Source organism: Nocardiopsis sp. LDBS1602 (assembly GCF_035818715.1).
Lineage (GTDB): Bacteria > Actinomycetota > Actinomycetes > Streptosporangiales > Streptosporangiaceae > Nocardiopsis > Nocardiopsis alba.
The window spans coordinates 1-19,345 of record NZ_JAYLVW010000014.1 but is presented as its reverse complement, the minus strand read 5'-3'; the positions used below and the strand labels follow the sequence as shown (position 1 = coordinate 19,345).

Below are 19,345 nucleotides of genomic sequence, written 5' to 3'. Positions count from 1 at the left end.
CGTCTACACATACGGAGTGGAGTACGAAAGGGAGGTACCTCGTGGGAGTGCTCCAACGCTTCGAGCGCAGGCTCGAGGGCATGATCGAAGGCACCTTCGCGATGGCCTTCAAGTCGGAGCTCCAGCCGGTCGAGGTCGCGAGCGCGGTCCAGCGGGAGATGGACGAGCGGGCCGCGATCGTCGCCCAGGGCCGCACACTGGTCCCGAACGACTTCATCGTCGAACTCTCGGCCAGCGACAAGGAACGCCTGGAGGTCTACGCCGACAGCCTGGGGCAGGAACTGTCCAAGTTGGCGCGGGACTACGCGACGGAGCAGGGCTACTCGTTCGTCGGCCCGGTCCGCGTACAGTTCCGTTCGGACGACGGCCTGAAGACGGGCCGCTTCCGCATCCGCTCCGGCGTGGTCCGGGGCAGCCTCGTGGAGGGCGGAGAGCTCCGCCAGCCCGTGGGCGACCCGGGACAGGGTTCGGGACCGCAGCAGACGGGCCGCCCCCGTCTCCTCATCTCCCCCGGCGGCGCGACCGCCGAGGGCAACATCGCGAGCCAGGGGATGCAGCAGTCCTTCGAGCTGACCACCCCGGTCACCCTCCTGGGCCGCGGCACCGACTGTGACCTTCGTCTGGTGGACAACGGCGTCTCCCGCCACCACGTGGAGATCCGCGTGGACGGCGACGAGGTCATCCTGGAGGACAAGGGGTCCACCAACGGGACCTTCGTCAACGGACAGCAGGTCAGGCAGGCCCGGCTGGTGGACGGCACCCGTATCAGCCTGGGCCGCACCACCATGACCTTCCGTCGCGACTGATCGTCTCCCCGATCCCCCTAAGGGATGACGATCCGGCCCTTCCGGACCGCAACCAACGGCGCCGAATCGGCGTCTGAGTGTTCGATGACCGGGTCGGTCCCGATACCGAGTCGTATCGGAACACCGACCGGGAGGGTAGTCTCCGCGAAGACCCGACCGATCGGGCACAATGACCGCGGCCGGCTGGGCCGTGGACCAGCGACCCGGACTCACCGACCGAAGGTGGGGCAGACATGGTGGCGGCGCCGATGACCGCCACCCCGGCCGAAGCACGACAGGGGCTGAAGAGCAGTTCGATGTCCAACTTGACCCTCATATTGATCAAGATCGCGTATCTCGCGGTGCTTTGGCTGTTCGTCCTCATGGCGGTCGGTGTCATTCGCACGGACCTCTTCGGCCAGTCGAAGAGGAAGTCCAGGAAGAAGAAACCCAGGCCCTCCATCCGGCCTCCTCAGCGCAGGCCCGTCGCGGCGTCATCGTCATCGTCGCAGGCCCGGCCGCAGCGCGCACGTCGTAACGAGCCCACGGTCCTGGCCGTGACACAGGGATCCCTGGCGGGCACCACGGTCGACCTGGCCTCCCAACCCATCCTGATCGGACGCGCCCCCGACTCGACCCTGGTCATCACCGATGACTACGCCTCGGGTCGGCACGCACGCGTCTACTCCGAAAACGGCCGCTGGTTCGTCGAGGATCTCAACTCCACGAACGGCACCTACCTCGGCCAGCAGAAGCTGAACCGCCCCCAGCCCATCACGGTGGGTCAGCCCATCCGTATCGGCAAAACCGTCCTGGAACTGCGCAAATGACAATCGCTCTCCGATACGCGGCGTACTCCGACGTAGGATGCCTCCGCGAAGGCAACGAAGACTCCGGTTACGCCGGCCAACACCTCCTCGCGGTGGCCGACGGTATGGGCGGTTACGCGGGCGGCGAGGTGGCCAGCTCCATCGCGATCTCGTCGATCCGCAGCCTGGACACCCCGGACGACCCACGGGCCGAGGAGATGGCCGAGGTCCTGCAACGCGCCGTCGAGCAGGCCAACGACTCCCTCGCCATCCGCATCCGGCAGGAGCCCCAGCTGGAGAACATGGGCACCACCCTGACCGCCATGCTGTGGTCGGGCTCCCAGGTCGCCCTGATCCACATCGGCGACTCGCGCGCCTACCTGCTGCGCGGCTCCCGGTTCGAGCAGATCACCCACGACCACACCCTGGTGCAGACCCTCGTCGACGAGGGCAAGATCACCGAGGAGGAGGTCGCCACCCACCCGCAGCGGTCCCTGATCCTGCGCGCCCTGGACGGCAAGACCCCGGTCGACCCGGACATCTCCATCAGTCGGGCGAAGGTCGGCGACCGGTACCTGCTCTGCTCGGACGGGCTCTCCGGTGTGGTCAGCAAGAAGACCATCCACGAGACCCTGGCCGCCGAGAGCGACCCTCGCGCGGCGGCCAAGAAGCTGATCGAGCTGGCCATCCGCGGCGGCGGACCGGACAACATCACCGCGGTGATCGCGGACGTCATCGAGACCGACACCGACCAGGAGGGGCCCACCGCCGCTCCGCAGACGGTCGGCGCCGCGGACCAGCGTGACGAGTCCACCGGCCCCAACGAGACCAGCCCGGCCAGACGGGCGCAGGAACTGCGCGGCGCCGGCGGCGGCGACACCGCCGAGATGAACCCGATCCGGGAGGAGATCCCGGCGCCCGCGGGCGCCGCCCCCTCCTCGTACGAGGAACGTCCCTACGAGGCCCCGCCCGCCGGCGGCCCGAACGCGGACGGCGAGCAGGAGTACCGGTCCCGGAGTTGGTGGCCGATCGTGCTCGTCTTCGTCATCGTGGTCGGCGCGATCGCCGGCGGCGGCTACTACTTCGGCCGTCAATACGTCGAGGACCAGTACTACGTGGGTCTGTCCTCCGACGGCCGGACCGTCAGCATCTACCAGGGCGTCGACACCGACATCGCCGGGATCAGCCTCTCCGAAGAGGTCGAGAAGACCGACCTCGGCGTGGACTCCCTCGCCCCGACCGACCGTCAGGGCGTCGAGGCCAACATCGACGTCGAGAACCTCGAAGCGGCACGAACCCTGATCTCCGATCTGGAGAAGGACGCGGACGGCTCCGGTCGGGGGACCGAGACCCAGGAATCGGGGTGACCCTGTGAGCACCACCGCCCCTGAGGCACCCACCGCCCTACCACCGGTCAAACGGCGCAACGCCGAACTGGTGCTGGTCGGGCTCACCATCCTCATCACCATGGGCGCGATCGCGATCGCCGGGTTGAACCTCAACAACCAGATCCCGGGAGCCATGTGGGGCTACGGCCTCATCTTCGGCGCCCTGGCCCTGGCGACCCACGTGGCGCTGCGCTTCATCGCCCCGTACGCCGACCCGCTGATCCTGCCCTGCGCGCTGTTCCTCAACGGGGTCGGCGTGGCCATGATCTGGCGACTGGACGCCGCCGAGTCCGGCGAGATCGAGCACGCCGGCATCGGCATGCAGCTCGTGTGGACCGCTGTGGGCATGATCTTCTGCATCGCCCTGCTGTTCTTCCTGAAGGAACCGCGGGTGCTCCAGCGCTACACCTACATCAGCGCCCTGGTCGCGATCATCCTGATCGCGCTGCCGATGGTGCCGGGTCTGGGCATCAACGAGTACGGCGCCCGCCGGTGGATCGGCTTCGGCGGTTTCACCATGCAACCGTCCGAGTTCGCGAAGATCGCCCTGGTGATCTTCCTGTCCTCGTATCTGGTCACCAAACGCCAGGTCCTGTCGCTGGCCGCCAAGTCGATCAAGGTCGGCCGGTTCAAGATCCTGGACCTGCCGCGTGCCCGTGACTTCATGCCGATGGTCGTCGGCTGGGTCATCGCGATCGGTCTGCTGGTCATCACCAAGGACCTCGGTACCTCGCTGCTGCTGTTCGGCACCTTCCTCGCGATGCTGTACGTGGCCACCCAACGATCCTCGTGGGTCATCATCGGCCTCACCGTGTTCATCGGCGCGGCCGCCCTGGCGATGCAGATCTTCTGGCACTTCCGCCAGCGCGTGGACATCTGGTTCAACGCCTTCGACCCCGAGGTCTACGAACGGCTCGGCGGCAGCGAACAGCTCGTCAAGGGGCTCATCGGCATGGCCTACGGCGGCCTGTTCGGCACCGGCTTCGGCGGCGGCCAGGCGCACCACATCTTCGCCGCGGACAGCGACTTCATCTTCGCCTCGTTGGCCGAGGACCTCGGGCTGACCGGCGTCATGGTCATCCTGATCGTGGTCTTCCTCCTCGTGCAGCGAGGGATGCGCGTGGCTCTGGCCTCCCGCGAGCTCTTCATCAAGATGCTCGCGAGCGGCATCGCCTTCGTCATGTGCTTCCAGGTGTTCGTGGTGCTCGGCGGCCTGACCCGGATCATCCCGTTGACCGGTATGACCACACCCTTCCTGGCCGCGGGCGGTTCCGCCCTCATGGCCAGCTGGTTGATGATCGGACTGCTGCTCCGGATGAGCGACAACGCGCGCCGCCCCGCCCCCCAGGCGATCCAGGACGAGGGGGCCACACAGGTGATCCGACGATGAACACACCCATCCGACGCCTCAGCGTCTTCTCGATGCTCCTGTTCGGTGCCCTGATGCTCCAGCTCACCTGGATCCAGGGCTTCCAGGCCGACGCCATCCGAGAGGACCCGCTGAACCGACGGCAGTACTCCGAACGGCTCACCGAGCCGCGCGGCCCGATCGTCATCGGCGGGGAGAACGTCGCCTACTCGGAGAACATCGCCGACGAGGGCGACCCGGCCCGCTACCAGCGGATGTACACCGACGGAACGCTCTACACCCCGGTGGTGGGCTCCTTCCGCAGCTACGGTGCCTCCGGTATCGAGGACACCGAGAACAGCCTGCTGGACGGCAGCGACGACCGGCTGGCGGTGCGCAACTTCCGCGACATGATCACCGGTAGCGAACCGGAGGGCGCCCGAGTCGAGCTGACCATCGACCCCGCCGTACAGCAGGCGGGCTTCAACGGTTTCAAGGACCTGGGCATGAACGGCGCCGCCGTCGCCATCGACCCCTCCACGGGGGCGATCCTCGGCGCGGTGTCCTACCCCTCCTACGACGCCAACGACGTCGTGAGCATCACCGACCAGACCGAGGCCATCGAGAACTACGGCGCGTTGGAGGTCGAACCCGACCAGCCGCTGCTCAACCGCGCCCTCAACGAGCGTTACCCCCCGGGCTCGACGTTCAAGATCGTGACCGCCACGGCGGCCATGGAGTACCTGGACGCCGGCCCGGACAGCACCATGGACGCTCCGGACACCCTGGAGCTGGGGCACCCGCTGCCCAACGCCACCCCGGGCGGTACCTGCAACGGCGGCGACCCCGACACCCTGGCCCACTCGATCCAGATCTCCTGCAACACCTCGTTCGCCAACTGGGCGATCGAGGTGGGCGGAAAGAACCTGTCCGAGCAGGCCACGGCGTTCGGGTTCAACCGTGAGAAGGAAGAGGAGAGGCTGACCGTCCCGATGGGCGTGACGCCGAGCCTCGCCCCGCCCGAGGACGACCGCAACATCCTGGGACGCGCCGGCATCGGCCAGTCCAACGTGGAGGCGACCCCGCTCCAGATGGCGATGGTCGCCGCCGGAGTGGCCAACTCCGGCGAGGTCATGCGGCCCTACCTGGTGGACTCGGTCCGCGACGCCGACCGTTCCGTCGTCACCCAGACCACGCCCGAGGTCTACTCCCAGGCCATGAGCGCCAGCACCGCCTCCGACCTGACCGACATGATGGTCCGGGTCACCGGGCCGGACGGCTCCGGACCCAACGGCGCGATCTCCGGTATCGACGTCGCCGGTAAGACCGGTACCGCCGAGACCGGTGGCGAGATGGGCACCCACAACTGGTTCATCGGGTTCGCCCCGGCCGACGACCCGCAGGTCGCGGTCGCCGTCGTGATCGAACACGGCGGCGGCAGCGGTGGGTCCCTGGCCGCGCCGATCGCGCGGAACATGATGGAGGCAGTGGTTCTGTAGTGAGCGCCTACGAACCGTCTTCACAGAGCGGTCCCGGTGGACTCACCGGGACCGTTCTGAGCGATCGTTACCGCCTGGAGGAGCAGATCGGCTCCGGCGGTATGGGGACCGTGTGGCGGGCGACCGACACACTGCTCAACCGCTCCGTCGCGGTGAAGCTGCTCCACCCGGCCCAGATGGCCGAACCGACCGCGCGCGAGCGCTTCCGAACCGAGGGACGGATCACCGCCGGTCTCTCCCACCCCGGCATCGCCCAGGTCTACGACTACGGCGAGGAGGACGGCCGTGCCTTCCTGATCATGGAGCTGGTGGTCAGCGACCCCCTCTCCCAGGTCCTGCGCGAGCAGGGAAGGCTGAGCCCCGACCAGACCCTGGACTTCGTGTGCCAGGCGGCCAAGGCACTGGCCGCCGCGCACGCCCGCGGCGTGGTGCACCGGGACATCAAACCGGGCAACCTGCTGGTGACCGAGGAGGGGCAGCTCAAGCTGACCGACTTCGGTATCGCCCGCGGGGACACGTCCGTCACCCTCACCCAGACCGGCATGGTGATGGGCACGGCGCAGTACATCTCGCCCGAGCAGGCGTCCGGGCGGCCCGCGAGCGCCGCCTCCGACCTGTACGCGCTCGGTGTGGTGGCCTACGAATGCCTCGCCGGAGAGCCTCCGTTCACCGGCGACAGCCCGGTGGCGCTGGCCCTGGCCCACACGCGCGACGAACCTCCGTCGCTTCCCGAGGACATCCCGGCCGAGATCGACGACCTGGTCTTCTCCATGTTGGAGAAGGACCCCGAGAACCGCCCCTCCTCCGCCGGCGAGGTCGCGCATCTGGCCGCGGTCATCCGCTCCGACGCGGGGACGGGACCGCCCACCCCGTCCACCGGTTTCTCCGGTATGGCGCAGACCCGGGTGGTCGGGGCCGTTCCGGACACCGGGCCGCGGAGCGGATCCCAGGCTCGACGAACCGCCGATCAGCCCTTCGTACCCGCTGATCAGAACGGTGATTCCGCTACCCTGGCGAAAGGTTCCGGATCCGAACGCCGGATCAGGACGCCGGTCGTGCTCGCGGCCGTGGTCGCGGCCGTCATGATCGTGGCGGCCGCCGCGGCCGGTTTCGTGTTCGGCGGGGACCCCGGGACCGACAAGGTCAACGACAGCAACCCGCCCGCGGTCTCGGAGACCTCCCCCTCCCCCACACCCAGTGAGGAACCCGAGGAGCCGGAGGAGCCGGATATCCCGGTGCCGGAGAACGATCTCCCCGATTGGACCCCTCCGGCCCACGATTGGGGAGGTTCCGAGGGCCCTGACACCGGCGAGGGCGACGAGGAACCCACTCAGCCCGAGGACGACGGCGAGGACGACGTCCCCGAGACCGAGAACCCCGACGGTGGGGACAACACGGATCCTCCCCCGGACAACGGCGGCGACAACGGCGGCGGAGAAGACGGATCCGGTGGCGGTGGCGGTGGCGTGGACAACCCGCCGGGGCACGAAGGGAACTAGCTTTCAGCACGAGACACGGACCGATGACCAAGCGATGATCGAGAGACGCTCAGGATAGGCGGCGGCCTGCGGGCGGTCTCCGAAAGACACGAGGATTAGTGCACGACATGTCCCAGCCCCGGCTCCTCGGCGGACGCTACGAACTCGACACGGTGGTCGGGCGCGGCGGCATGGCCGAGGTACACCGCGCACGAGATCTGCGACTCGACCGACTCGTCGCGATCAAGACGCTCCGACACGATCTGGCCCGTGACCACATCTTCCAAGCGAGGTTCCGAAGGGAGGCCCAGTCCGCGGCCTCCCTGAACCACCCGGCGATCATCGCGGTGTACGACACCGGCGAGGACATGATCGACGGGGTCTCCATCCCGTACATCGTCATGGAGTACGTGGACGGCCGCACCCTCAAGGAACTCCTCGACGACGACCGCAAGCTCGTGCCGGAGCGTTCGGCGGAGCTGGTCGACGGCATCCTCAAGGCTCTCGAGTACAGCCACGACAACGGCATCGTGCACCGGGACATCAAGCCCGCGAACGTCATGTTGACCCGCAACGCCGAGGTCAAGGTGATGGACTTCGGTATCGCCCGCTCCATGGGCGACGACCAGGCGACGATGACCCAGACCTCCCAGGTCATCGGCACCGCGCAGTACCTCTCTCCCGAGCAGGCGCGCGGCGAACGCGTGGACCCTCGCAGCGACATCTACTCCACCGGTTGCGTGCTCTACGAGCTACTCACCGGGCGCCCCCCGTTCACCGGCGACTCCCCCGTGTCCATCGCCTACCAGCACGTCCGTGAGGATCCGATCCCGCCCTCCGAGGTGGATCCGCAGATCCCGGAGTGGCTGGAGGACGTCACCCTCCGCGCGATGACCAAGGACCGTGAGGAGCGGTACCAGAACGCAGCGGAGATGCGCGCCGACATCCAGCGCGGTCTGGCCGGGATGCCCACTCAGGCGGGCACCATGGCGATGGCCGCGGCGGGGGCCACCACGGCGATGCCGCCCGCGGGGGACGACCGCTATGACGATTACGACGACTACGACGACGACTACCGGGACGAGAAGAAGGGCAACGCGGGCAAGACGGCCCTGTGGGTCCTGCTCGCCCTGGGCGTCATCGGCTCCCTGATCCTGGTCTTCTTCCTCCTCAACCGGAGCGGTGATACGGCCGAACAGGCCACCGTCCCCGACGTGGCCGGCATGTCCCAGGAGGACGCCGAGGCCGCGCTCCGCGATGAGGGTTTCGAGAACATCGGCACCGATACCCGGGCCGACGACGAGATCGACGAGGGCACGGCCATCGAGACCGACCCCACGGCGGGCACGGAGGCCCCCGTCGACGAGGAGGTCGTCATCGTGCTCTCCTCCGGGCCCGGGGCGATCGAGATCCCGAGCGTGGAGGGGCAGACCGAGTCGGAGGCCCGGTCCACTCTGAGCGATCAGGGCTTCGAGAACGTCACCACCGATTCCCGGGCCGACGACACCATCGCCCAGGGCAGCGCGATCGGTACGGACCCCCCGGCGGGCAACGAGGTCTCCCCGGACACGGAGATCACCCTGCACATCTCCTCCGGCCCCGACCAGACGAGCGTGCCGGACCTTCAGGGGATGACCCGGGAGCAGGCGCAGAACGCCCTGGACCAGGCGAACCTGGTCGCGGACTTCCAGGAGCAGGAGACCGCGGACGCCCCGGAGAACACCGTCGTCAACCAGTCCCACGCCGCCCAGCAGAGCGTGGACGTGGGCACCACCGTGACGGTGACGATCGCCGTCGCCCCCGCCGAGGAGGAGCCGACCGAGCCCGACGAGCCGGACGAGCCCAGCGAGACGGACAGTCCGCCGATCGAGTTCCCGCCTCCGCCGTGGGAGACCGATCAGCCGGAGGAGAACGGGTTCGTCCTCGGCCGTCGATGAGACCCGGAGCGGTGTGAGAGGGGGCCGTGTCCGAAAGGGCACGGCCCCCTCTCACGTTCCGGGTGGGACCGTTGGGGTTTCGGGACCTGCCGGCGGTGACGCCCGGGGCGCCCGGGGCGTACACTGTGGTGATTCCGAACCGCCCCACATCCTGGAGCAGCGACCGTGCCCAAGTCCCGCAACGATCGCAAGAAGAAGGCCGTCTACACGCCGCCTCCTTCCAAAGAGCAGCCGAAGGTCAGCCCACGCTGGCTGGTGCCGACGATGCTGGGCTTCTTCATCCTGGGCATCCTCTGGATCGGCGTGTACTACCTCGCCGGCGCCTCGGTCCCGTACATGCAGGACTGGCACAACTGGAACCTGCTGATCGGCTTCAGTGGCATCATCATCGCCGTCATTCTGTCGACGCGCTGGCACTGACCCCGGTCCTCCCGCGGGCGTGATGTCCCCCGTTCACCCCCGGGCCCGATAACGGCGCCGACGCCCCACTCGGCCGTTCGAGCCGCCTTGATCAGGTTTTCCACAGAGTTATCCACAGGTTGTGGGTAGCTCTACTCTGCGTGTCGCACCATGCTCGCCATGGATGTGGACGAAAGGCCCCCGGAACGTTCTCCGAGGGCCTTTCGCGTCTCCGGACGTCAGCCGTAGATCAGGATCCACAGTCTCGGGGCCAGAACGACCAGGGTGAACAGGAGAACACCGAAGGCCGCCAGGAGGAGCGTGTGCACCAGGGTGCGCCGTCCCTCCTTGACCGAACTCGACGGCAGATAGGCCAGGACCGCCCCGATCAGCAGCCCTCCGACCAGACCACCGATATGGGCGGTCCAGGAGATCCCCGGGACCAGGAAGGTGATACCGAGGTTGAGCGCCAGCAGGACCAGGAGCATCCGGATGTCCAGCCGCAGACGCCGACCGATCACGAACACCGCGCCGAAGAGGGCGAAGATCGCGCCGGAGGCGCCCACGGACGGCTGGTTCGGCGTGGCGATCAGGCTCAGCACCGAACCGGACAGGGCGCCCAGGACCCACAGGGCCAGGAAACGCCCGTGCCCCAGCCAACGTTCCAACTGCGGACCGAGGGCGTACATCGCGTAGCCGTTGAACAGCAGGTGGAGAACGCCCCCGTGCAGGAAGGCCGCGGTGATGAGCCGGTACCACTCGCCGTGCCACACGACGCCCTGGCCCCACATGCTGAAGTGCTGGACCAGAGGTGTGCTCAGAGCCTGGCCGAGCGGGACGGAGGTGCCCAGCTGGAGGACGAAGCCCACCACCATCATGACCAGGATCGACCAGGTCACGTAGGGCTTGTCGACGACCTTGCCCCCGAAGGTGGTCCGCGCCGACCGCACCCTGCGGTTCCCCTCGGCCACACAGGCCGGGCACTGGAAGCCGACGGCCGCCTCGACCATGCAGTCGGGGCAGATCGGCCTCCCGCACCGCGTGCAGCCGACCCCGGTCTCTCGGTCGGTGTGCCGGTAGCAGGTACGCGGCGTCCCCTGGCCGGACGAGGCCCCGGGGGAAGGGGGAGGTGCGGTCATGGTCGGCTGGTCACTCCTCTGGGTCTGACCTCGATACCCGTGTTATCGGGTGATCTCGATGCTGTTGATCACGACGTCCTCGTTCGGACGGTCCTGGGCGCCGGTCTCGACCTTGCTGATGGCGGTCACGACGTCGGCGCCCTCGACGACCTCACCGAAGATGGTGTGGCGGCCGTTGAGCCAGTGCGGCTCGGTGACGGTGATGAAAAACTGGGAGCCGTTGGTGCCCGGACCGGCGTTGGCCATGGCCAGCAGGAACGGACGGTCGAAGCGCAGGCTCGGGTCGATCTCGTCCTTGAACTGGTAGCCGGGGCCGCCGCGGCCATTGCCCAGCGGGTCGCCGCCCTGGATCATGAACCCGTCGATGACCCGGTGGAAGATCGTGCCCTCGTAGAGGCTGTTGTTCGACGGCTTGCCCGTCGTGGGGTCCATCCACTGCTTGGAACCGTCGGCCAGACCGATGAAGTTGGCGACCGTCTCCGGAGCCTGCTCCTCGAACAGCTTGACGACGATGGTTCCCTTGGAGGTGTTCAGCCGCGCGGTGGGCTGACCCGTGGAGTCCGACACCTCAGTGCCTTTCGCTCGAGTGAGATTACGTGCTCACGTTACCCGGCCCACCGGCGCGCTTCACCGGAAGCCCGACGACCGTGGACGGTGTCGAAACGTAGATCACAGACGCAGAGGACGTATGTTGAGATAACACCCGGATAACAGGGAAGGACGACCGGCGGCACCATTCAGGCGGCCGGAACGTGTCGGCCGCCGGGTGAAGTGACCGTACGAACCGGTGAGAACGATCGAAGGAGCTGACGACGTGCCTATCACTGCCAAGCGTCGCAAGGCACGCAAGGACGCCGAGGACGCCCTCGCCCGCCTACAGGAACTGGCCCGGGAACAGGCCGACCGACTCGGCCCCTACGCCGATCAGGCACGGGACCAGGCGGCCGTGAAGCTCCTCCAGGCCCGCGGCTGGACCGCACCCCGCCTGGAGACCGCCGCTCAGCGCGTCGAGGACACCGTCGCCCCCCGGGTGGCCGGTCTGCTGACCGTCGCCGCCCAGCGGATCGACCCGAAGCCGGGCCGCCGTGGTCTGCGCGGACTCCGCGCCGGTGGCCGGAGGATCCCCCGAGGTCTCGTGATCGGCGGCGCCGCCCTGGTCGGCGGCGTGCTCGTGTACTCGCTCATCCGCCTGCGTCAGGCCTCCCAGGACGCCGAGTGGCAGGAGCACCTGGACCAGGCCCGTGAGCAGGTCCGTGAGACCCGCGAGAACCTGGAGGAGAAGGCGGCCGACGTCGCGGAGGACGCGGCCGACAAGGCCGAGGAGACCAAGGCCAAGGCCAAGGAGAAGATCCGATCCTCCTCCAACGGCAGGTCCGGCGAGTAAGAGCGCGAACCCGACCCTCGTGTCCGGGCCGCGGGGAGAACCCGGGGTCCGGACACGAGGGTCAGTCGTCGTCGCCCTTGATGAGCCGATAGGTGAAGGGGTAGCGCCAGCCGTTCCCCATGATGTTGGTCGCGGCGGCGATGACCGGAAGGACGAGCCCTCCGAGCGCCACGGCCACCAGGATCAGGATCGGCAGGACCAGGATGGACAGCACCGCGCTGACCGCCATGGCGATGATCCAGAAGAGCTGGAAGTTCAGGGCCTCCAACGCGTGCTTGCGCATGAAGGGCGTGCTGTCCGAACTGATCAACAGGATCAGGAGCGGACCGAGCAGGGGGAAGAAGTACGCGGACGCGTGACTCAGGCCCGAGCCGACCTTCTCCAGGGGGTTGTCCGTCCTCATCCCTCGAAGGTCGGCGGCGGGACGCCGTCGGCCTCCCTTGGAGCCGAAGCCCTCGCCCCCGGGTCGCCCCGGGGCCCCGCCCTCCGTGAAGGGCCGGACCCCGAGGTCCTCCGTGAGCGGAGCCAGATCCGAGGCGACCTTGGCGCGCATGGCCCGGTCGAGCCGTTCGTCGAACTCGTCCTCCTCCAATTGGCCCTTCGAATAGGCCTCTCGGAGGACCTCGGCCACGGCGTCCCGATCCTGGTGGGTGAGCCGGACCTGTGGTCGCGGACCGTCGGGACTCCACGGACGTGGCCGAGGGTCCCGCGAACTCTGCTCTGTCATCCCCACTCCCGAAAGCCGCGTGGGGCTCGACCGTACGAGAATGTCGCGCCCTCCTCCATGATGCTGCATGGAGCCGAGTGCGTACATGAGGGACGTCCCTGATCCTCCCCTGATCCGCCCCTCCTTCGAAAGGAGGAGGCGGCATCGACCTTCGGCCCGTAGGGCCGGGTCGATCCGTCCCAGGTCGGAACGTTCCCCTTCGAAACCCGCGCCCGGCCGTCCCCACGGCCTCACGCGAACATCCCCGTCACGATCGACGTCGAGGCTCCCCTCCTCGACGTCCCGGGTCAGTGCCCGGCGACGACGACCGGAGCGTTGCGCACCGGCTCCTCCTGGGACCTCTCCTCCTCGTAACGCTTCTCGGCACTGGTCAGGAGGTCGTACCAGCTGGTGACGTCCTTGCGCCTACGCAGCAGAGCACGACGCTCACGTTCGGTCATACCGCCCCATACGCCGAATTCGATCCGGCTGTCCAGGGCCTCCGCCAGGCACTGGGTCCGGACCGGGCATCCTCGGCAGATGAGCTTGGCGCGGTTCTGCGCGGCTCCCTGCACGAACAGTGCGTCGGGGTCGATCTCGCGGCATTTGGCACGAGCCGCCATCTTCTCATTCCACATGTTGCCCCACTCCCAAGATCAGCATGTGTGGTGATCGGAACCCGCCGACCGGCTGTCGGCGGACGAGGGACCAACGGGCCGCCACGAGGACGATGCACGAAGCCGAACGGGGGCCGCTCGGCTCGTCTTCGGGGGTCGTTCGTTTCGGCGCGCTGTGTTCCTCGTTGTCGTTGGTGTCGAAACTACGGATCGTCCCAGTTCACCAACAGGCCCCAAGAGGCCTATTTCTCATATGGCCCAGTAGGACCATTGCCTCCTCAGGAAGTGTCATCATACACACACGGAGAGTCACTGGATATGGTAGGAGCGCACCAAGTGAAGAGAAACCGGAAACTCTCGCGAACCAGACGCACAACCCCTGAATGACCTGCGCTTTCAGGAACACCGATGACCCGGACCGCCTGTCCGGACAGGCCTGGTCGAACCGGACGGCCCTCCCGTGAACCCACCCGATCGGGCTATGCGACCCTCCTCCACGGCCACCTAGAGCAACCCCCTCCCCCACCTTTTCCCACCCCCTCTCCACCCCCCTGGAACTACTGTTTAGTAACCACGACAAATAGTCCACAGAAGACGGGAAGAGTCCTATTCAGCCGACGGAAGGACCCGTTCCCGGGTTTTAAGCGGACCTTTATGTAAGGCCGCTTCACCACATCCGTTCATCACTCGGCCCGGACTCCACCGCAGCCGGGGAAAGGCCTCTGAGAGCTCCCGAGAGCGCCGCTCCGACCTCGGGAGACAGGAGGCCGCCCATGGGGGCACCCGAAGCCGTACACGCGCTTTCTCGGATCGGAGCGTGCCGACCGCCCCGCCCCTATGCGGAAGGGGCCTCGTCCACCAGTTCGAGGAAGGCGCGTACGGCGGGGCCCGGATTGAAATCGCTCCAGGACAGATATTCGGCACGGGAGGGCCCGTCGACCACGGGAAGGACGACGAGCCCGCGCTCACGAGGGGCGTAACGGGACGCCAGAAGCGTGACGGCGAGGTTCTGACGGACCAGATCGACGATGAGGTCGGCGGACATCGACTCGAAGGCCACATCGCGCCGCACACCCGCGCCGCCGAAGGCCAGATCGCTCTGGGCCCTCCCCGGAGTCCCCGCGGTGAAGTCGGCGAAGGTCTCCCCCTCCAGATCCGTCAACCTCAGCTCGGCACGCTCGGCCAGGGGGTGCTCCGCGGCCAGAACGGCGACGAGGTGGTCGGATCCCAGATGACGCCAGGCGACCCCGCGCGGTTCGAGGGACTCGGGAAGCCCGAGGAAGGCCACGTCGATGTCCCCTCGAACGATCTCCTCCACCAGCGCGTCGCTACCGCCCATCCGCAGGGTGACCCGGACCTCCGGGTGCGCCCGGTGGAACAGGCCGAGGACGGCGGGCACGTCGACGGCGGTGACCGTCGGTATGACCCCCACGTTCAACCGACCCCTCACCCGCCCCACCGCCTCCGAGGCGTCGGCGACCGCGCGCTCGGCCGCCTCCAGGGCGGCCCTCGCCTCCGGCAGGAAGGCCTCCCCCGCCGCGGTGAGCTCCACCCTCCTGCTGGTCCGGGCGAACAGGTCGAAGCCCAACTCCCGCTCCAGCGTCTTGATCCGGTGGCTCAGCGCCGACTGGACCACGAAACACCGCGCCGCGGCCCGGGTGAAGTTGGCCTCCTCGGCCACGGCGATGACATAGCGAAGTTGTTGCAGCTCCATAGATCGATCTTGATATGAGATCGATGCGATGACAAGCATGTGTTGGACTCATCGATACCTCCGACCGCACGATGAGTGCGTGATGACGACTCCCGAAGCCCCCGGAACGGGCGTCGGGGGCAGAGTCGGCCTGACCGCGCTGACCGCCCTCGCCCCGGCCGTGTGGGGCACGACCTACATCGTGACGACCGAGTTCCTCCCCCTCGGCCACCCGCTGTTCGCGGCCCTCATGCGGGCACTGCCCGCGGGCCTCCTGGCCCTGGCGATCGTTCGAAGACCCCCGCGCGGAGACTGGTGGTGGAAGGCCGCGGTCCTGGGCACCCTCAACATCGGCGCCTTCTTCCCCCTGCTGTTCCTGACCGCCGAGCGTCTCCCCGGGGGCGTGGCGGCCACCCTGGGCGCCACCCAGCCGATCATCGTGGCCTTCCTCGTCGTCGCGCTCCTGAACGAACGGTGGTCGGCCTGGCGGGTCGTTTGGGGCGTCGTCGGCCTGGCCGGTATCGGAATGGTGGTCCTGGGCCCCGAGGCGACCCTCGACCCCGTCGGTGTCCTCGCCGGCCTCACGGGGGCCGCCTCCATGGGCACGGGCGTCGTCCTGACCAAACGCTGGGGACGCCCCGAAGGCGTCGACGACCTCACCCTGGCGGGGTGGCAGCTCACCGCCGGAGGCCTCGTGCTCCTCGTCCCCACCCTGCTCATCGAAGGCGTCCCAGTCCAGGTCGACGCCCCGGCCCTCGCCGGCTACCTGTGGCTCGGACTCATCGGTGGGCTCATGGCCTACGCCCTGTGGTTCGGGGGGATCCGCCGTCTGCCGGTGACCGCCACCGCCCTGCTCGGTCTGCTCTCACCCCTCGTGGCCGCCGCTCTCGGAGCACTCCTCCTGGACGAGAGCCTCACCCTTCTCCAGATCGCCGGGTTCGTCCTGGCCCTGGCCGCGATGCTCGCCGGTCAGATCACCCCTCGCACCCCTCGACGAAAGGCACCCACCTCATGAGGATCTCCGTCTTCGGCGCCACCGGCATGGCCGGAACCGCGATCGTGGAGGAGGCCCTGGATCGGGGCCACACGGTCACCGGCGTCTCCCGGATCACCTCCGGCGACCTCGCCATCGCCGTCGTCGACGAGATCGAGATCCCCGGCGGGGAACGACACATCACGGTCGTCCGTACCGGATGACCGAGGGCCGGCGATCAGGTGATCGCCGGCCCTCGGGAACGAGGTGACGGGGATCCCGAATCGGAGATCCCCGTCACGTACGCTCGAAGCAGTCTTCTTCTGTGGTGGAGCCAAGGGGAGTCGAACCCCTGACCTCCGGTATGCAAAACCGGCGCTCTGCCAGCTGAGCTATGGCCCCGTTTCTCGGATCCGGGTCCAGGCCCGGTCACCATGCAGAGCATACCCGCATCGGAGGGTGGTCCGGCGCACTGGACAGGGGGCCGGACACAGCACAAAGCCGTGGGTCGCACCACGGGTTCGTCGGCCCACCCACGTCTTCGTGTCACTCGCGGACCCCGGGCGACACACCGGGTGTGCGCCGTCGACCCGCCTTGGAAACCCACCGGCCCCCTGTCGGGCGGCCAGTCGGGTCCGCGATCAGCTCTCGCTGGCCGCGGTGGCTTCCGTCCACAGGTCGAGCTCGGCGCGGTCCGCCTGGATCTTGCGGTAGACGGCGAAAGCCCCGAGGGCCACCAGCGCCAGAACGATGATCTTCTTCACTGTCCGGACCCTTTCTCTGTTGAAAACCGGTCGTACACACGGGCACCCGTCACCGCGACGGGGCACCGAGGGCAACTTTATGAGGTTGTCACCTAGCAGACTAGCAAGTCGTGGCGGGCGTTCCCTGCCATGGTGGACCGATTCGCCCCGGCTTTCCCACGAAGACCCCTCCTTCACCGGCCACGTCCCCTCCCGGACAGCGGTTTCAGGCCTTCCAAGGGCAGGTCGAACCCTCAGGTGAGCAGCGCCATACGACGCAGGATCCCCACCGTCGCCTCGGGGGAGGCCGCGCTCCGGCACAACCCCTCCCAGACCCTCCGGCAGGCGCGGACCCCCTCCTCCGACTCCACGACCGTCCCCCCGTGAGGGGCCTCCACGTAGGCGAGGTCCGCCTCGTCCTCCTCGAACTCCATGATGGAGAAGGGCCCGGCCGAACCGGTGTGAGGACCCGCCGATGTCGGCACGATCCGTACCGTGACGCGCTCGGAACCGGACGCGAGTTCGACGATCCGCCGGGTCTGGGCACGGAACACGGAGCGATCCCCGTGGACCCGCTGAAGCGCGTCCTCCTCGACGACCGCGTCATAGACCACCGAGGAGCTCGACTCCAGGATCTCCTGACGCTTGAGGTGCGCGGCGACCATCCTCTCCACGCCGCGGTCGTCGTGCCCCAGGGCCCGGGCCACCACGGCCGTGTAGTCGGGCACCTGGAGCAGGTCGGGGACGAGGATCCCCCCGTAGGTCCACAGGGCCACGGCACCGGCCTCGTTCCCCACGTAGGCGGAGGACAGGACGTCCTCGTACTCGGTCCACCAGGGCCGCAGGCGGGATTCGCGCACCAGGGTCAGGACGGCCTCCCTTTGGCCCCCTGTGACCCCGTACAACCTCAGCAGGGCGGAGATCTCCATGACGGAGGGCCACTTACGGATGCCCGTCTCTATATGGCCCAGTTTGGCCGGGGACCATTCGAGTTCCTCGGCCACGTCGTTGAGGGTCAGGCCGGCCTGCACACGGCGGCGGCGGAGTTCGGCGGACAGGCGCCGTCGGCGGACCGTGGGACTGGTCATAACACTGATCCAATGGCCGAGTGTCGGGGGGTGTCCCACCAGAAAAACACGCTCTCTAGGATCTAGCAATGCGTCTCTAGAAAACAGCGGTCGTTTCGTTCGCGAAGAAGGAGGAACTTCGACACATAGCGCCGGAATTACTCCTCTTGTTACGATGTGTGAAGGAAGTGACGTACAGAGGAGTCACATGGCCCGCTCACGGGCTCATTCGTCCTTCTCGACTTCTCGGACATCACCCGGAACGACCATCCCGGGATACTCCGTGGGGCACGTACGATGCTTGAGGTGCCCGTTTCGGCGGGCGTACCCGCACACGTGAGGAAATCCATGAGCTACCCGCTTGACGACGCCGAGCAGCTGATCGCTAACGCGGAGGCCGACATGCCGCCGAGCACCCGCTCACGGCTGATCGCGAAACTCCGCATGGGTAAGCACATCGACGACGCGGCCGAGGAACTCGGTATCAACCCGAAACAGGTGTTCGCGACCGCCCGTATCCTCACCGCCTTCGGCGACCAGTTGGACGCCACCCTCACCGAGCAGAGGGACCCCTCCCTGCCGCACGGGACCGTGACCGGGTACAACAAGCGCTGCCGTTGCCCCGAATGCCGAGGAGCCCTCCAGCAGCGCGTCTGAACACACGAAACGGCCGGCCTCTTCCGGCCACCGTCTCCACCTGCGACGATAGCGAGTTCACCCGGACTTCGCCGAGCGATCAGAGCCATCGAGGCTTAGCGCTCGCGAGTTTGGGGAGACCGCTCAACATGAACGAGCACGTGGACTGGTCGGCGATGAGCGAAGAGGATTTCGTTGCGCTGCTGCGGCAGCTCATCGACGCTCCGGAGGTCGACGACGACCAGTAGCGCCTCTCGAGCGCGGGTCGTCCGGAGACTCTTCCCAGGACGGACGGGCGAGGAAGCCCCGCCCGTCCCTCGATGATGCGCCGAACACGGACCGCCCTTTCCCTGAACCGCCCCCCGGACACCCCGGCCCCTCTCCCCTCATGCCCTCCTCCTGGAGGAGCCGGCGCCCGGCGAGGGTCCACCCTCATCGAGACGTTCTCCGGCCGGGCGGCCCCGGTGTTCTCGGTGCCGTCGCCTCACTCCTCCGCGGTCCGCCCCTGCTCCCCCCGAGTCGTGACGACCTTCCCCGCGGTGCGGTACGGACCCCTCCTGAGACTCGAAGCCCGGAGAACCCGCGCCCCTCCACCCCCGCTCCCGTTTTCGGGCACAAAAAAAAGGGGGGCACCCCAAGGCACCCCCCAACACACAAAAAAGAAAGGGACACCCCCACAACAGGGGCATCCCTTCCTCCAAGAAAAACCGTGGCAGCGACCTACTCTCCCACCCCACCACAGGG

The 19,345-nt window shown here is 67.9% G+C and carries 19 protein-coding genes and 1 tRNA gene; 12 read left to right on the top strand and 8 right to left on the bottom strand.

Features of this window, described 5'->3' with window-relative positions:
- Positions 1–41 precede the first annotated feature (41 nt).
- From U9J66_RS25035 to U9J66_RS25000, 8 genes are all read left to right on the top strand, one after another.
- On the top strand, positions 42–806 hold the full coding sequence (locus tag U9J66_RS25035; protein ID WP_421648055.1) for an FhaA domain-containing protein: 765 nt from the start codon (positions 42–44) through the stop codon (positions 804–806).
- 296 nt (positions 807–1,102) lie between these two features.
- Entirely contained in the window at positions 1,103–1,615 is a 513-nt protein-coding gene (locus U9J66_RS25030; RefSeq protein ID WP_014912863.1) for an FHA domain-containing protein FhaB/FipA, read from the top strand.
- A complete protein-coding gene (locus U9J66_RS25025; protein ID WP_017536134.1) occupies positions 1,612–2,961 on the top strand; it encodes a Stp1/IreP family PP2C-type Ser/Thr phosphatase in 1,350 nt (449 codons plus the stop codon). Before U9J66_RS25030 ends, U9J66_RS25025 begins: the two co-directional genes overlap by 4 nt.
- Before the next feature lie 4 nt (positions 2,962–2,965).
- A complete protein-coding gene (locus U9J66_RS25020; RefSeq protein WP_017536133.1) occupies positions 2,966–4,372 on the top strand; it encodes an FtsW/RodA/SpoVE family cell cycle protein in 1,407 nt (468 codons plus the stop codon).
- Positions 4,369–5,829, top strand: a complete 1,461-nt coding sequence (locus U9J66_RS25015; protein ID WP_017536132.1) for a peptidoglycan D,D-transpeptidase FtsI family protein — start codon at positions 4,369–4,371, stop codon at positions 5,827–5,829. The genes U9J66_RS25020 and U9J66_RS25015 overlap by 4 nt, the downstream gene beginning before the upstream one ends.
- The gene (locus tag U9J66_RS25010; RefSeq protein ID WP_326338936.1) at positions 5,829–7,328 is read left to right on the top strand and encodes a serine/threonine-protein kinase; all 1,500 of its coding nucleotides are present in this window, start codon (positions 5,829–5,831) and stop codon (positions 7,326–7,328) included. The genes U9J66_RS25015 and U9J66_RS25010 overlap by 1 nt, the downstream gene beginning before the upstream one ends.
- A 107-nt stretch (positions 7,329–7,435) precedes the next feature.
- The gene (gene pknB / locus U9J66_RS25005) at positions 7,436–9,244 is read left to right on the top strand and encodes a Stk1 family PASTA domain-containing Ser/Thr kinase (protein ID WP_161110922.1); all 1,809 of its coding nucleotides are present in this window, start codon (positions 7,436–7,438) and stop codon (positions 9,242–9,244) included.
- A 165-nt stretch (positions 9,245–9,409) separates the two neighbouring features.
- A complete protein-coding gene (locus tag U9J66_RS25000) occupies positions 9,410–9,664 on the top strand; it encodes a cell division protein CrgA (protein ID WP_014909918.1) in 255 nt (84 codons plus the stop codon).
- 218 nt (positions 9,665–9,882) lie between these two features.
- Here the strand turns inward: U9J66_RS25000 and U9J66_RS24995 are convergent, their stop codons facing one another.
- Entirely contained in the window at positions 9,883–10,782 is a 900-nt protein-coding gene (locus U9J66_RS24995; RefSeq protein ID WP_193789628.1) for a rhomboid family intramembrane serine protease, read from the bottom strand.
- Between the two features lie 42 nt (positions 10,783–10,824).
- Entirely contained in the window at positions 10,825–11,349 is a 525-nt protein-coding gene (locus tag U9J66_RS24990; protein WP_017536129.1) for a peptidylprolyl isomerase, read from the bottom strand.
- A 247-nt stretch (positions 11,350–11,596) separates the two neighbouring features.
- On the opposite strand from U9J66_RS24990, the gene U9J66_RS24985 reads away from it, so the two are divergent.
- Positions 11,597–12,166 (top strand): hypothetical protein, encoded by a 570-nt coding sequence (locus U9J66_RS24985; protein WP_161110925.1) that lies wholly within the window; start codon positions 11,597–11,599, stop codon positions 12,164–12,166.
- Between the two features lie 61 nt (positions 12,167–12,227).
- On the opposite strand, the gene U9J66_RS24980 is transcribed toward U9J66_RS24985, so the two are convergent.
- The 3 genes from U9J66_RS24980 to U9J66_RS24970 all read right to left on the bottom strand — a co-directional run bounded on the left by U9J66_RS24980 (position 12,228) and on the right by U9J66_RS24970 (position 15,203).
- Complete coding sequence (locus tag U9J66_RS24980) at positions 12,228–12,893, bottom strand: DUF1707 and DUF4870 domain-containing protein (RefSeq protein WP_026125292.1); 666 nt, start codon at positions 12,891–12,893, stop codon at positions 12,228–12,230.
- A gap of 287 nt (positions 12,894–13,180) precedes the next feature.
- Positions 13,181–13,510 carry a WhiB family transcriptional regulator gene (locus tag U9J66_RS24975; RefSeq protein WP_014912558.1) on the bottom strand — a complete coding sequence of 110 codons (330 nt, stop codon included), beginning with the start codon at positions 13,508–13,510 and terminating at the stop codon, positions 13,181–13,183.
- An 814-nt stretch (positions 13,511–14,324) separates the two neighbouring features.
- On the bottom strand, positions 14,325–15,203 hold the full coding sequence (locus U9J66_RS24970; RefSeq protein WP_326338932.1) for a LysR family transcriptional regulator: 879 nt from the start codon (positions 15,201–15,203) through the stop codon (positions 14,325–14,327).
- A gap of 82 nt (positions 15,204–15,285) precedes the next feature.
- Here U9J66_RS24970 and U9J66_RS24965 point away from each other — a divergent pair, with 82 nt between their 5' ends.
- Both U9J66_RS24965 and U9J66_RS24960 read left to right on the top strand, forming a co-directional pair.
- Positions 15,286–16,197: an EamA family transporter gene (locus tag U9J66_RS24965; RefSeq protein WP_326338931.1), complete on the top strand. Its 912-nt coding sequence runs from the start codon at positions 15,286–15,288 to the stop codon at positions 16,195–16,197.
- Positions 16,194–16,379: an NAD-dependent epimerase/dehydratase family protein gene (locus U9J66_RS24960; protein ID WP_017536125.1), complete on the top strand. Its 186-nt coding sequence runs from the start codon at positions 16,194–16,196 to the stop codon at positions 16,377–16,379. Before U9J66_RS24965 ends, U9J66_RS24960 begins: the two co-directional genes overlap by 4 nt.
- A 102-nt stretch (positions 16,380–16,481) precedes the next feature.
- On the opposite strand, the gene U9J66_RS24955 is transcribed toward U9J66_RS24960, so the two are convergent.
- The 3 genes from U9J66_RS24955 to U9J66_RS24945 all read right to left on the bottom strand — a co-directional run bounded on the left by U9J66_RS24955 (position 16,482) and on the right by U9J66_RS24945 (position 17,917).
- Positions 16,482–16,557 (bottom strand) — tRNA-Ala (locus U9J66_RS24955).
- Positions 16,558–16,796: 239 nt separating this feature from the next.
- Positions 16,797–16,919: a DLW-39 family protein gene (locus U9J66_RS24950; RefSeq protein ID WP_014912962.1), complete on the bottom strand. Its 123-nt coding sequence runs from the start codon at positions 16,917–16,919 to the stop codon at positions 16,797–16,799.
- A 233-nt stretch (positions 16,920–17,152) separates the two neighbouring features.
- Entirely contained in the window at positions 17,153–17,917 is a 765-nt protein-coding gene (locus U9J66_RS24945; protein ID WP_041562149.1) for a helix-turn-helix domain-containing protein, read from the bottom strand.
- Positions 17,918–18,313: 396 nt separating this feature from the next.
- Here U9J66_RS24945 and U9J66_RS24940 point away from each other — a divergent pair, with 396 nt between their 5' ends.
- Positions 18,314–18,622, top strand: coding sequence for a hypothetical protein (locus tag U9J66_RS24940; RefSeq protein WP_017536123.1), 309 nt, complete (start codon positions 18,314–18,316; stop codon positions 18,620–18,622).
- Positions 18,623–19,345 lie beyond the last annotated feature (723 nt).

Excerpts from the sequence above, each read along its gene's own strand:
- U9J66_RS24940 (WP_017536123.1), top strand. The coding sequence starts at position 18,314 with ATGAGCTACCCGCTTGACGACGCCGAGCAGCTGATCGCTAACGCGGAG.
- U9J66_RS24980 (WP_026125292.1), bottom strand. The coding sequence starts at position 12,893 with ATGACAGAGCAGAGTTCGCGGGACCCTCGGCCACGTCCGTGGAGTCCC.
- U9J66_RS24960 (WP_017536125.1), top strand. The coding sequence starts at position 16,194 with ATGAGGATCTCCGTCTTCGGCGCCACCGGCATGGCCGGAACCGCGATC.
- U9J66_RS24970 (WP_326338932.1), bottom strand. The coding sequence starts at position 15,203 with ATGGAGCTGCAACAACTTCGCTATGTCATCGCCGTGGCCGAGGAGGCC.
- U9J66_RS24975 (WP_014912558.1), bottom strand. The coding sequence starts at position 13,510 with ATGTGGAATGAGAAGATGGCGGCTCGTGCCAAATGCCGCGAGATCGAC.
- U9J66_RS24995 (WP_193789628.1), bottom strand. The coding sequence starts at position 10,782 with ATGACCGCACCTCCCCCTTCCCCCGGGGCCTCGTCCGGCCAGGGGACG.
- pknB (WP_161110922.1), top strand. The coding sequence starts at position 7,436 with ATGTCCCAGCCCCGGCTCCTCGGCGGACGCTACGAACTCGACACGGTG.
- U9J66_RS25030 (WP_014912863.1), top strand. The coding sequence starts at position 1,103 with ATGTCCAACTTGACCCTCATATTGATCAAGATCGCGTATCTCGCGGTG.
- U9J66_RS25025 (WP_017536134.1), top strand. The coding sequence starts at position 1,612 with ATGACAATCGCTCTCCGATACGCGGCGTACTCCGACGTAGGATGCCTC.
- U9J66_RS25015 (WP_017536132.1), top strand. The coding sequence starts at position 4,369 with ATGAACACACCCATCCGACGCCTCAGCGTCTTCTCGATGCTCCTGTTC.
- U9J66_RS24965 (WP_326338931.1), top strand. The coding sequence starts at position 15,286 with ATGACGACTCCCGAAGCCCCCGGAACGGGCGTCGGGGGCAGAGTCGGC.